The organism is Halobacterium sp. KA-6 (genome assembly GCF_021029015.1).
GTDB lineage: Archaea > Halobacteriota > Halobacteria > Halobacteriales > Halobacteriaceae > Halobacterium.
Genome location: NZ_JAJJZH010000002.1, coordinates 544,114 through 556,849 on the forward strand (window position 1 = coordinate 544,114; position 12,736 = coordinate 556,849).

The following is a 12,736-nucleotide window of genomic DNA, read 5'->3' on the forward strand; positions in this document are numbered from 1 at the left end:
GGCGAGGCTTTTTCGCTCGGGCGGGTCTACCCCGAGGCATGCAGGCTACTCGCCGGGTGGTCGCGTGACCTTCGACGTCGTGCCGCCGGAGGCCATCGAGAGCGGCCGCGCGACCGACGCGTACTTCGAGCGCACCGAGACGACGCTGGACTTCGCCGGGAAGAACCCTCGCGTGGTCGCGGAGGTGACTGCCGACCAGTTCCCGACCGGGGAGTTCGAACTGCTCGCGGGCGTCAAGGACGCCGCCCACCTCCTCGAAGGCCTCCCCGTCGACGTGGACGCGATCTCCGAGGGAACGCTGTTCGACGGCGGCCCCGTCCTCCGCATCGAGGGCAACTACCGCGACTTCGCGCGCTACGAGACGTCGCTTTTGGGCTTCCTCTCGCACGCCTCGGGCGTCGCGACCGCCGCCCTCGAAGCGCGGCGCGCCGCGCCCGACTCCCAAGTCCTGAGCTTCGGCGCGCGCCACGTCCACCCCTCGATTGCGGCGATGGTCGAACGCTCCGCGCTCGTCGGCGGCCTCGACGGCTTCTCTCACCTCGCCGCCGGCGACGTCATCGGGCGCGAAGCCGGCGGGACGATGCCCCACGCGCTCCTCATCTGCTTCGGGCGCGGCAACCAGGAGGCGGCGTGGCGCGCGTTCGACGACGCCGTCGACGAGTCGGTCCCGCGGGTCGCGCTCTGTGACACGTACAGCGACGAGAAAGACGAAGTCCTGCGCGCCATCGACGAACTCGGCGACGACCTCGACAGCGTCCGCCTCGACACCACCGGCTCGCGCCGCGGCGACTTCCGGCACATCGTCCGCGAGATTCGCTGGGAACTGGACGCCCGCGACCGCCGCGACGTCGACATCTTCCTCAGCGGCGGCCTCGGCCCCACACAACTCCGGGATCTCCGGGACGTCGCGGACGGCTTCGGCGTCGGCAGCCACGTCTCGAACGCCGACCCCGTGGACTTCGCGCTCGACATCGTTGAGGTGGACGGCGAACCCGCCGCCAAGCGCGGGAAACTCTCCGGGAAGAAAGACGTCTATCGCACGCGCGACGGCGGCCACCACGTCGGCCTCGCTGCCCGGCCCGGCCCGACGGACGGTACGTCGCTGCTGGACCCGCTGATTCGGGACGGCGACGTCGTCCGGTCGTTCAGCATCGAGAACGCCGCCGACCGCGCGCTCGACGACGCCGAGCGTGTCGGGTTCGGGAACGGAGGGGAGTAACAGTAGCGCGCGCTTCTACGCGGTGAGCTCTTCGACGGGCTCCTCGGCGTCCTCGCCGGTCTCCCGGAACACCTGCCCCTCGAAGAGAGTGACCATCACGTCGTCGTCCTCCCACGCGCCGTTCGGGAGGCCCGCCTTCCGGCACGTCCGGTCGAGGTACTCGAAGACGCTCCAGTCGTTCTCGACGGGCAGCGTCGGGTACATCCAGCCGTGCTTGCCGTCGCCGTCGATGGCGACGCCGTGCACGCCGAGCTCGATGTCCTCGACGGGGTCGTCCGTGAGAACGAGGTTCGAGACGGTGCAGACGGAGACGCGGAGGTTCGGCAGCTCCGCGGCCTCAACTTCGGAGCCACACGACGCCTCCGAGGCGGCCTTGATGGACGCCTCGACGATGGCGTGCCCGAGCTGCTGGTCGCGGCTCCCGAGGTCGCGGGCGGACTCCTGCGCGCCCGCACAGCCCCGGAGCCGGCCGCGGCCGTGGGTCGACTCCAATCGCACGAACGCGCTCGTTCGGTTGTAGAAGGCGTCCCGCATGCTACCGGGCTGCTCGCGCTGGCCGTTCCGGACGAACGCCTCGACGGATTCGCGTGCTAGTTCAACCGTCCGAGCGCCGTCCTCGAAGGAAAGTACTACTGACTGGGCCTCGGCCATACGAGTCTATTTATGGCAAGGATTAACTTGAACTCTTCCCCTCACGGGCGAGAACCGTGAAGGATTTTTCCTCGGCTGCGTAGGACGGCCGAACCGCGGAACGTGAGTCGGATTCGCGCGCACTAATTGGTTCGTTGACAACGATTCTGTATAATTCCGCCGGCCACAAGGTTGAATACTGAACGTGGTTCGTCGACACGCGCTTCGACGACCTATTCAACCGAACCCCTTAACGCCGCGGCACTCCTAGAACCGGCGAGCAGAGGGAGCCTGGCTCCCGTGCCGAGAGGCATGAGGAAAGTCCCCCCACCCGTTCGGGCAGGCGGCCGGATGCAAATCCGGGACGGGAGACCGTCGGCACTGGAACAGAGACGACACGTCCCTCCCCCACCGATGAGGCGTGCGACCCGACCCGCGAGGGAAGGAAGCTAACCCGCCGAGGGAAGCGTGGCCGACCAACGGGAGGCCACGTTACAGGTGAGCGGCGTCAGCCGCGAACCGCGCGGTTCTACCGCGTCAAACGCGAACGGTATCCCCGTTCGCTGAAGGGAGGGGACCGATGGAACGGCTAATCCCCGCCGGTGCAAGTCCACGCGCGCAAGGTAGCCCGACACGCCCGCAAGGGGCCGTGTGGACGCTCAGCCGAATGCCAGGCCGAACAGAAGGGGGCTTACTCCCCTCGAGCTCGTACCTTTTTGCGGGGTCGCGCAGCGACCCCGCAAAAATCTACGCTAAAAAAGACAGCAACCGCTACCAGGTGTGAAATATCGACCCAGAGCGTCGCTGTCCGACAGCCGGTGTATCTTCCGAACGGTTTTCGGCGCTGAAAACACGGAACGCGGCTACGGGAGCGTTACGCGCTCTCGGTGCCGGCAATCGCCGTCAGCGGCGACGCGCCGCCGACGATGGCGCCGGCCGTCAGCACCGCTGCCGCGAGCGTCACGAAGTCGTCGCCCGGGTTGAGCCCCGCGAGGCTCGCGCCCGCGTCGACGATGAAGATGGTCACGAAGAAGCTGATTACCGCGAGGACGAGCAGCAGCGCCACCGCGACGACGCTGCCGACGAGTTCGCCGACGGAGTTGAGAAAGGACATTGTGTCTCTCTAAACGTTGACACGCCGGCGGCGGATAAGCACGGTGGCCTACTCCTCGAATCCCTCTTCCCACCGGAACGTCCCGTCGCGCTGCACCACTTCACCGTCGACTTCGAGGAACGAGTCCTCGCTCACGTCCGTAATCATGTCCACGTGGACCGCGGAGTCGTTGGCTTCGTCCTCGTGGCCCTCGGGGAAGTTCGACTCGTACGCGCGGCCGACCGCGAGGTGGACGGTGTCGCCCATTTTCTCGTCGAAGAGGATGGAGTCGGTGAATTGGTCGATGCCGCGATTCATCCCGATGCCCAATTCGCCGAGGCGTCGGGACCCCTCGTCGGTGTCCAGAATCTCGCCGACGACGTCCTCGTTCTGGGCGGCGCTGTAGTCGATGACCTCGCCGTCCTGGAACGTGAGGTGGACGTCCTGCACGCGCTCGCCGCGAATCGTCATCGGGACGTCGAAGAACACCTCACCCTCGGTGGCGTGGGGCGCAGTGAACACCTCGCCGGAGGGGAGGTTGTGGGAGTCGTATTCGACGGATGCCGCGGAGTTCACCGCAGTCCGGTTCTCGATGCTCATGGTGAGGTCGGTGTCCTCCTTGACGAGCCGCACCTCGCTGCCCGCGTCCAGAATCTCCTTCATGTTCGCCATCTGGTCGGCGAGGCTCTCCCAGTCGCGGAGGATGGCGTCGTACGCAAAGTCCTGGTACTCCGCGAAGGACATGTTCGCCTGCTGAGCGAGCGACCGCGTCGGGTGGACCGTCGACACCCAGTCCGTGTTCATCCGGGCCTCCCGAATGCCCTGCCGGGCTTTCGACTGCGCGCGCCGTATCTCCGCGGGGATGTCCGAGCCCTCGCTGGTGTTGCGGCCGCCGCCGATGGAGAGTACCACGTCGGCGTTCTCGTAGAGCACGAGTTCGTACTCGGGGTCCTCGTCGAAGTCGTCACCGTGGGCGAGCGCGTACGCCCGGCCGAGTTCGTTCGACGAGTACGCCGTGACGAGGTTCGCGCCGCGCTCGCCGACCTTCTCGGCGACCGCGACCGCGAGCTCGTGGGCGTCCGGGCCGACGCTCAACACGACGTCGTCGCCCTCCTCGACGCGCGCGCTCCAGTCCACCAGCACTTCGGCGTGGTCCTCGATGCGGGGGTCCATACCCCTCTCTCGCGGACGGCGGCGAAAAAGCAGCCGGGTTCCGGACGACGCCGGGGGTTACACCTGTGCTTCGACGAGTTCCGCGACGTCGGCCATCTCCTCGCCGAGCAATACGAGCGCGTCGTCGAGGCTCACCAGCCGGACGACGTCGCCCGCGTCGTCCACGAGCGGAAGTCGGCGGACACCCTCGTCGCGCATTGTCTCCACGACTTCGAATATCTCCGCGCCCTTCTCGGCCGTGACGGGGTCGGCCGTCATCACCTCGTCCACGGTCGTCTGCTCGGGGTCGATGCCGTCCCGGAGTGCGAGTGCGAGGTCCCGGTCGGTGACGATACCTGCGAGGTCGGTCGTGTCGCCGGTGACGACGACGCTGCCGACGTCTTCTGCGTGCATCGTCTCCGCGACCTGGTCGAGAAACGCGTCCTCCGGGAGGCGTACGACGTCCTCGATTCGTGGCGCTGTTGGGTCGACCATGCTCGCGAGGTCGCTCGCGCGCCAGTAGAAGGTGGTGGCCGCCCTACTCGTAGACGAGGACGGTGCCGAACGATGTCTCGATGACGGCGACTTCCTCGCCGGACTGGGCGTGGTACTCCGTCTCGACGGTCAGCCAGTCGGCGTCGAGTTCGTACGTCTCGCCCGCGGCGTCGACGGTGACGGTGTCGCCGGAGTGCATCTGCGCCTGAATCTCGGCGGGGTCGGCGGCGTCGACGGCCTGCATCACCGCGCCCGCGTCGCTGCGGAACTCGGGGCCGATTTCGGACTCGTCGGCGTCGACCTCGACCGGGACCAATTCGATGTCCGGGCGGCCCTCCACGAGCTTGATGGGGGCGTTGACGGTCTCGCTGAGGTCGTACGTGTCGAGGCTCGCCTCCTGGCCGGGCTCGAAGTAGAGCTCGACGCGGTCGAGAGGTTCGTTCAGCGGGATGTGGTTCTCGGACTTCCACGCGCGGACTTCGCTGGCGGTCTCGGCGATGTACTCGCCGGCGACTTCCGCGTCCTCGTCGAGCATGTCGACCTCGGGCCACGCGGCGTTGTGGACGCTGCCCTCGGTGCCCGGGAGGTGGTTCCAGATTTCCTCTGTGACGTGCGGGCTGAACGGCGACAGCATCCGGACGACTGCGGTGACCGCGGTGTAGAGCGTCTTCTCGGCGGCGGCGCGCTCGCCCGGCCGGCCGTTGTACAGTCGGCCTTTGACGAGTTCGACGTAGTCGTCGGCGAGGTCCTCCCACGCGAACTCGCGGAGCGTACGAAGCGCGGTGTCGAACCGGTACGCCTCCATCTCGGCTTCGACCTCGTCGGCGACCCTCGTGAGTTCCGAGAGCAGCCAGCGGTCGGCGTCCCGGTAGGCGGGGTCGCTGATGTCGGGCGTGTCCTCGTCGAAGTGCCCGCCGGAGAACTTCACGATGTTCCAGAGCTTCGTGAGGAAGCGGGAGGCGGACTTGACCTCCTTCCACTGGAACTGGACGTCGCTGCCGGGCTGGCCGCCGAGCGCGAGCGCCTGCCGGACGGCGTCCGCGGAGTACTCCTCGATGGCCTCGTCGGGTGCGACCACGTTCCCGCGGGACTTGGACATCTTGTTGCCGTCCGGGCCGAACACCATGCCGTTGACGAGGATGTCTTCCCACGGCGCTTCGTCGGTGAGCGCGCCCGTCCGCAGGAGCGTGTAGAACGCCCACGTGCGGATGATGTCGTGGCCCTGCGGCCGCAGGCCGACGGGTTCGAACTCGTCGAGGTCGATGTCCTCGGGCCACCCGGAGATGTGTAGCGGCGTAATCGAGGAGTCCATCCACGTGTCCATGACGTCGGTCTCGCCGCGCCAGTCGTGGCTGCCACACTCGGGGCACGCGCCGACGGCGGGGTCTTCCTCGTCGGGGTCGACCGGCGTCTCGGCGCGCTCCGCGATGTGCCAGTGGCCACAGCCCGTGCACTCCCAGGCGGGAATCGGCGTCGCGAAGACGCGCTGGCGGGAGATGACCCAGTCCCACTCCATGCCCTCCGCCCAGTCGACGAGGCGGTCGTGCATGTGCTCGGGAATCCACTCGACCTCCTCGGCCTTCTCGAGGACCAGGTCCTGGTCGACCTCCACGAACCACTGCTCCTTGGAGAGAATCTCGATGGGCGTGTCACACCGCCAGCACGCGCCGACGCTCTGCTCGGTGGGCTCGGTGTCGTTCAGGTAGCCCTCGTCGTCGAGCGCGTCCGCGATTTCGCCCTTCGCGTCGTCGATGGACAGCCCCGCGAAGTCGCCGGCTTCCTCGGTGAGGTGGCCGTCCTCGGTGAACACCGACCGGAGGTCGAGATCGTACTCGGCCCACCAGTCGACGTCCTGCTTGTCCCCGAACGTACAAATCATGACGGCGCCGGTCCCGAAGTCGGGGTCGACGTCGTCGTCCGCGAGCAGTTCGACCTCCTGGCCGAACAGCGGGACCTCGAACGTGTCGCCGACGCGGCCCTCGAAGCGCTCGTCGTCGGGGTCGACGGCCATCCCGACGCAGGCCGCCAGCAGTTCCGGGCGCGTGGTCGCGATTTCGATGTCGTCGTTGCCGACGCCCTCGAACGTGACGTAGTACAGCGTGCCCTCGCGGTCGACGTTCTCGACCTCGGCGTCCGCGATAGCGGTCTCGCAGCGCGGACACCAGTTGACGGGGTGCTCGTCGCGGTAGACCATGTCGTCGTCGGCCATCTCGACGAACGACGACTGCGTCTGCCCCCAGTACTCGGGGTCCATCGTGCGGAACTCCGCCGACCAGTCCTGGGAGAAGCCCAATTCGGTCATCGTCTGTTTCATCTCCGAGATGCGGGCCTCGGTGTGCTCGACGCACATCTCCCGGAACTCCTCGCGGGAGACGTCCGTGCGGTGGATGTCGTGGTTCTCCTCGACTTTGACCTCGGTCGGGAGGCCGTGGCAGTCCCAGCCCTGCGGGAAGAGAACGGCGTCGCCCTGCAGGCGGTGGAAGCGCGCGACGAAGTCGATGTACGACCACTGCAGGCCGTGGCCGAGGTGGAGGTTCCCGGTGGGGTACGGCGGCGGCGTGTCGACGACGTACTGGGTGTCCGACTCGGATGGGTCGAACTCGTAGACGTCGGAGTCCTGCCAGTCGTCTTGCCACTCGGTCTCGATGCGGTCGGGGTCGTAGCTGTCCGGAATGTTCGTCATAGCTGGGTGGGTCGTCGGCCGCGGTCGCGTGTCTGTGTGTCCGGTTCGTGACGAGAAGAGGGCTTACACACGTACTACCGCGAGCTCGACGCGCATACGTCAGCGGAGCGGTGGCGCGGCCATAAAGGTTCCCGTCCCGGGTGGGTGCGTGGCACGACGCCCGCTCCGGCCGGGGCCGCGACGCGCCGACACCGTTCGTTTAGGCCCGCCGAAAAACCGACGCCCTTTTATTCTTTAGGCGAACCTAAACGAGTATGCGACGACGCACGTTCATCAAGTCCGGGACCGCAGCCACGCTCGCCGGCCTGCTCGCCGGCTGCGCGAGCCCGAACGAAGGAAGCACGAACGACACGACCGACGCGCCCGCGACCGAGGACGACGCCACGACGTCGGGCGCCGAAGAGACGACCGAAGCCCAGTCCCAGTCGTACAGCGTCACGATGACGCCGGTCGGCGAAGTCGAGTTCGACAGCGTCCCCGAGACCATCGCCGTCTACACGTCCGGCTACGCGGACATGCTCGTCGCGCTCGGCCACGGCGACGCCGTCGCGTCCATCGGACAGAAAGCCCGCTACCACACCGGCGGCTACGAGGAACTCGACGGCGTCAGCGTCGACAAGTCCCAGATGGTCGACCTCGTCGACCAGGGCGTCTCCCGCGAGACGCTGCTCTCCATCGACGCCGACCTCCACCTCATCGACCCCAACTGGCTGACGAACGTCTTCGAGATGAACGACGAGGACATCCAGTTCCTCGAAGAGCGCGCGGGCCCGTTCCTCGGCAACACCATCTTCCGGCGCACGGACGCGTGGCACGACTACGACTACTACACGATGTACGGCGCCTTCGAGAAGGTCGCCGAAGCCGTTCAGGAGACCGAGCGCTACGAGGCGTTCTCGACGTTCCACGACGACTTCGTCGCGCGCATCGGCGAGGACGTGCCCAGTGAGGGGCCGCGCGCCGCGCTCGTCTGGGGCGGCAGCAACGAGCCCACGTCGTTCTCCCCGTACCACCTCAGCGGCGAGGGCGCGAACAAGAAGTCCTTCCACGACCTGAACGTCCAGGACGCCATCGCCGACTCCGACGTCGAAGCGCTCTCGACGGGGAGCCGCTCGGAAATCGACTACGAGACGCTGCTCGACCTCGACCCCGAGGCGCTGTTCGTGCGCGGCCACGAGGACAAGACCCGCGAGGAGTTCGAGAACACCGTCGTGTCGTTCATGCAGAACCACGAGACGGCGAGCCGCATCACCGCCGTCGAGGAGGGCGCCGTCTACCGCGGCGGCCCCATCTACCTCGGCCCGATTCAGCACCTCTTCCTCACCGAGCGCTTCGCCACGGAGCTCTACCCCGAGCGCTTCGAGGACGAACTGTTCGACCGCGACGAACTGGCGACGATTATCACGTCGTAGACGGAACGCTTTTGAAGTCTTAGGGCGACCTAAAGGTAAGCGCAGTTCCGGCGGGTGACTCCGCCGGCACCGCCGCGGCCTCCAAACCGCCGCACGGACCAACAGATGACACGACAACGCCGCGTCCGAGACGCACTCCTCCCCGAGGTCGACGCCCAACTCGCCACCATCATCGGCGCGAGCGTCGTCCTGATGGTCGTCGCCGGCCTCGTCCAGATACGCTACGGCGCCTACGAGATGCCCTTCGAAATCGCCGTCCGGGCGCTGTTCGACCGCGCCGTCTGGACCAACCCAGAGGTGCTCGCGACGCTCGTCCTCGGCGAGAACGCCGCGCGCTTCCTCGGCGTCTACGCCGACCTCTCGGTGCTCTCGAACGCCACCATCGTCGTCTGGACGGTGCGGCTCCCGCGCGTGCTCGTCGCCGCGTTCGTGGGACTCAACCTCGCCGTCTCCGGCGCCATCTTCCAGGCGATTACGCGCAACGAGCTCGCGAGCCCGTACATCCTCGGCGTCTCCTCCGGGGCCGGCGTCGCGGTCGTCTTCACGCTCGTATTCTCGCTGGGCGCGTACCTCCTGCCGCTGGCCGCCGTCGCCGGCGGCACCGGCGCGTTCCTACTCGTGTACGCCGTCGCGTGGCGCGGCGGCACCACCCCCGTCCGACTGGTGCTGGCGGGCGTCGTCGTCGGCACCATCTTCAACAGCCTCCAGACGGGGATGTTCTACTTCATCGAGAGCAACGGCGTGATGCGCACCGCCGTCGCGTGGCTCGCCGGCTCGCTCGTCGGCGTCGACTGGACCGACGCCCGCACCGTCGCCATCCCGACGCTCGTCGTCGTGCCCGCGGCGCTCGCGAGCGCCCGCCAACTCGACGTCCTCCTGCTCGGCGAGCGCGCGGCGCGCTCGCTCGGCATGAGCGTCGAACGCATCCGCTTCCTGCTGTCCACGCTCGCCATCGTCGCCGCGTCCGCCGCAGTCGCGGTCGCGGGACTCGTCGGCTTCGTCGGGCTCGTCGTCCCCCACGCGGTCCGCACGTTCGTCGGCAGCGACTACCGCCGGCTGATGACCGGCTGCCTGTTCGCCGGCCCCGCGCTCGTCGTCACCGCGGACGTGTTCGCGCGGCTCGCGCTCGGCGGGACGCAGGTCCCGGTCGGCGTCGTCACCGGCCTGCTCGGCGGGCCTTACTTCCTGTTGCTGTTGCGCCGAACGGAGTCGTTCACGGAGTTCTAACCATGCCAGACATCCCACTCGTCTCGACCGGCACCGACTCGACGACCGACCACGTCACCGACGAGGACCCGGTCGACGACGCCGCGCTGCTCGCGTCCGGCATCGAACTCGGCTACGGCGAGGGCATCGTCGTCGACTGCGACGACCTCGTCATCCCCGAGGGCGAAGTGACGGCGCTCGTCGGCCCCAACGGCTCCGGGAAGTCCACGCTGCTGAAGGGGCTGTCCGCGGAGCTGTCCCCCGAGTCCGGCACAGTCCTCCTGAACGGCAGCGACGTCCAAGAGCGCCCCGCGAAGGAACTCGCCTGCGAACTCGGCCTCCTCGACCAGGAGAACGCGGCGCCCGGCGGCCTCACAGTCGAAGACCTCGCGTCCCACGGCAGGTACCCCCACCGTGGCTTCCTCGACCCACTCACCGACGAGGACCGCGACGCCGTCGAGCGCGCCATCGACCTCGCGGGCGTCGACCACCTCCGCGACACCCAGCTCTCGGAGCTCTCCGGCGGCCAGAAGCAGCTCGCGTTCGTCGCGATGACGCTCGCTCAGGACACCGACGTGCTCCTGCTGGACGAACCGACGACGTACCTCGACCTCCACCACCAGCTCCGCGTGATGGAAGTCGTCCGCACGCTCAACGAGGAACGCGACGTCACGGTCTGCGTCGTCCTCCACGACCTCCAGCAGGCCGCGCGCTTCGCGGACTATCTGGTCGCGCTCGACGACGGCGAAGTGTACGACTGGGGCCCGCCCGAGGACGTCGTCACCGAACAGCTGCTCGCGGACGTCTTCGACGTCGACGCCGCCGTCTCCTACGACGACGAACCCCGCATCGTTCCGCGCCGCGCGCTCGACTAGGACTCGACCCGCTCGCGCAACTGCTCGACGTCTCGCTGTAACTCTGCCCGCGAGGGCGCTTCGTTCTCTACGGTCGCGCCGACGGCGACCAGTATCGGCACCGTCAGCGCGAGCGCGGCGCCGAGCACGACCAGCCACGTCGGCACCGACACGTCCAGCGCCAGCAGGAGGACGGCGTCGTTCACGAGCACGACCGCGAGGACCACCGGGAGCGTACGCATGTCAGCGAGTCGCCGCGCGGCCGACTGAAACCTTGTGGTTGCCGGACTGTGGCGACCGTAACCGACTTCGGGCGCGGTGGTATTTCGAACCGTAATGCCAGCGACGGAGGATAGCGCCTTCGACGAGTACCGCGACCGCGTCGAGCAGCCGCTCGGCCGGCTGTTCCGGGAGTACGGCGCCAGCGAATGGCCGTACTTCGCAGCCGGCATGGTGGCGAACGTCGTCGCGCGCGTCGCGAGCCTCCTGCCGCCGGTCGTGCTCGGTGCCGCCATCGACAGTGTGTTCACCGGCGACTCGCCCTACGACCTGCCGCTCGTGCCCGCGGCCTGGTTCCCCACGAGCGAGGTCGCCCTGTTCGAGCTCTCGGCGGTGCTCATCGCCGGGTCGTTCCTCGTCACCGCGGTGTTCACGTACGCGTACGGCGTCACCGCGAACCTGTTCGCGCACCGCGTGATGCACGACGTCCGCACGGACTCGTTCGCGAAGATGCAGGGCCTAGACATGACGTTCTTCGACGACAAACAGACCGGCGAAGTGATGTCCGTGCTGAACAACGACGCCTCGAACCTCGAAGTGTTCCTCGACGACGCGCTCCAGAACTCCGCCCGACTCGTGGTGATGGTCGCGGGCATCACCGCTATCCTCGTCGCCGAGAACTGGCAGCTGGCGGTCGTCACGCTGTCCGCGATTCCACTGATGGTCGTGCTCACGTCGTGGTTCATGACGCGCGCAGAACCCCGCTACGAGCGCCAGCGCGCCGCCATCGGCAACCTCAACACGAAACTGGAGAACAGCCTCGCGGGCGTCGAACTCGTGAAGACTAACGCCGCCGAGGACCCCACGAGACCGACCGCGTCACGGACGCCTCCTACCGATTCTTCCGGGACACGATGGACGTCCTCCGCCTGAGCTACGTCTACCGCCCCGGCATGGAACTGCTCGCCGGACTCTCCTTCGCGGTGACGTTCGCGGTCGGCGGCTACTGGCTGCTGTACGGCGCGCCGCTGTTCCTCTCGGGGACGCTGTCGCCGGGCGCGTTCGTCACGTTCATCTTCCTCACGCAGCGCTTCGTCACGCCGCTCGCGGAGGTGTCGAACATCGTCGACCAGTACGAGAACGCGAAAGCCTCCTCTGCGCGCGTGTTCGGCCTCATGGACGTCCCCTCGGAGGTCACGGACGCCGACGACGCCGTCGAACTCGAGAACGTCGACGGGCGCGTCGAGTACGACGATGTGATGTTCAGCTACGACACCGAGGAGACCGTCATCGACGACGTCTCCTTCGACGCTGACTCGGGCGACACCGTCGCGCTCGTCGGGCCGACGGGCGCCGGGAAGTCCACGCTCTGCAAACTCCTGCTGCGCCTGTACGACGTTGACGACGGTGCGGTTCGTGTGGACGGCCACGACGTCCGCGACCTAACGCTGGCGAGCCTCCGCGAGCACATCGGCTACGTCAGCCAGGACACCTTCCTCTTCGACGGCACCATCGCGGAGAACATCGCGTACGGCCAGTTCGACGCCGACCGCGAGGCGGTCGTCGAGGCTTCGAAAGCCGCCGACGCCCACGAATTTGTCGCCGAGCTCCCGGAGGGATACGACACGGAGGTCGGGGAGCGTGGCGTGAAGATCTCGGGCGGCCAACGCCAGCGCATCGACATCGCGCGCGCCATCCTCAAAGACCCCGAGATTCTGATTCTCGACGTCGCTGGTGGCCTCGTCGAGAATCAGAATCTCGGGGTCTTTGAGG

10 protein-coding genes, 1 other RNA gene and 1 pseudogene are annotated in these 12,736 nt (G+C 67.7%); 6 read left to right on the forward strand and 6 right to left on the reverse strand.

Annotation, left to right across the window (positions count from 1 at the left end; translation table 11 throughout):
* Nucleotides 1-64: 64 nt before the first annotated feature.
* Nucleotides 65-1,219, forward strand: a complete 1,155-nt coding sequence (locus LPA46_RS07880) for a nicotinate phosphoribosyltransferase (RefSeq protein WP_230889401.1) — start codon at nt 65-67, stop codon at nt 1,217-1,219.
* 15 nt (nt 1,220-1,234) lie between these two features.
* On the opposite strand, the gene LPA46_RS07885 is transcribed toward LPA46_RS07880, so the two are convergent.
* The gene (locus LPA46_RS07885) at nt 1,235-1,870 is read right to left on the reverse strand and encodes a TIGR00296 family protein (protein ID WP_230889400.1); all 636 of its coding nucleotides are present in this window, start codon (nt 1,868-1,870) and stop codon (nt 1,235-1,237) included.
* 258 nt (nt 1,871-2,128) lie between these two features.
* Here LPA46_RS07885 and rnpB point away from each other — a divergent pair.
* An RNA gene (gene rnpB, locus LPA46_RS07890) (RNase P RNA component) lies at nt 2,129-2,556 on the forward strand.
* 167 nt (nt 2,557-2,723) lie between these two features.
* Here rnpB and LPA46_RS07895 read toward each other — a convergent pair.
* Genes LPA46_RS07895 through LPA46_RS07910 form a run of 4 tightly spaced genes read right to left on the reverse strand, consistent with a single transcriptional unit; the run spans nt 2,724 to nt 7,272 of the window.
* Nucleotides 2,724-2,963: a hypothetical protein gene (locus LPA46_RS07895; RefSeq protein WP_230892050.1), complete on the reverse strand. Its 240-nt coding sequence runs from the start codon at nt 2,961-2,963 to the stop codon at nt 2,724-2,726.
* A 48-nt stretch (nt 2,964-3,011) separates the two neighbouring features.
* On the reverse strand, nt 3,012-4,115 hold the full coding sequence (locus LPA46_RS07900) for an aminopeptidase (RefSeq protein WP_230892051.1): 1,104 nt from the start codon (nt 4,113-4,115) through the stop codon (nt 3,012-3,014).
* 57 nt (nt 4,116-4,172) lie between these two features.
* The gene (locus tag LPA46_RS07905; protein ID WP_230892052.1) at nt 4,173-4,589 is read right to left on the reverse strand and encodes a CBS domain-containing protein; all 417 of its coding nucleotides are present in this window, start codon (nt 4,587-4,589) and stop codon (nt 4,173-4,175) included.
* A gap of 43 nt (nt 4,590-4,632) precedes the next feature.
* Nucleotides 4,633-7,272, reverse strand: a complete 2,640-nt coding sequence (locus LPA46_RS07910; RefSeq protein ID WP_230892053.1) for a valine--tRNA ligase — start codon at nt 7,270-7,272, stop codon at nt 4,633-4,635.
* A 254-nt stretch (nt 7,273-7,526) separates the two neighbouring features.
* On the opposite strand from LPA46_RS07910, the gene LPA46_RS07915 reads away from it, so the two are divergent.
* From LPA46_RS07915 to LPA46_RS07925, 3 genes are all read left to right on the forward strand, one after another.
* Entirely contained in the window at nt 7,527-8,684 is a 1,158-nt protein-coding gene (locus tag LPA46_RS07915; protein ID WP_230892054.1) for an ABC transporter substrate-binding protein, read from the forward strand.
* 105 nt (nt 8,685-8,789) lie between these two features.
* The gene (locus LPA46_RS07920) at nt 8,790-9,911 is read left to right on the forward strand and encodes a FecCD family ABC transporter permease (RefSeq protein ID WP_230892055.1); all 1,122 of its coding nucleotides are present in this window, start codon (nt 8,790-8,792) and stop codon (nt 9,909-9,911) included.
* 2 nt (nt 9,912-9,913) lie between these two features.
* The gene (locus tag LPA46_RS07925; protein WP_230892056.1) at nt 9,914-10,765 is read left to right on the forward strand and encodes an ABC transporter ATP-binding protein; all 852 of its coding nucleotides are present in this window, start codon (nt 9,914-9,916) and stop codon (nt 10,763-10,765) included.
* On the opposite strand, the gene LPA46_RS07930 is transcribed toward LPA46_RS07925, so the two are convergent.
* Nucleotides 10,762-10,986 carry a hypothetical protein gene (locus LPA46_RS07930; RefSeq protein WP_230892057.1) on the reverse strand — a complete coding sequence of 75 codons (225 nt, stop codon included), beginning with the start codon at nt 10,984-10,986 and terminating at the stop codon, nt 10,762-10,764. The genes LPA46_RS07925 and LPA46_RS07930 overlap by 4 nt on opposite strands.
* 94 nt (nt 10,987-11,080) lie before the next feature.
* Here LPA46_RS07930 and LPA46_RS19080 point away from each other — a divergent pair.
* Nucleotides 11,081-12,736: pseudogene (locus LPA46_RS19080) on the forward strand (ABC transporter ATP-binding protein); the annotation flags it as partial.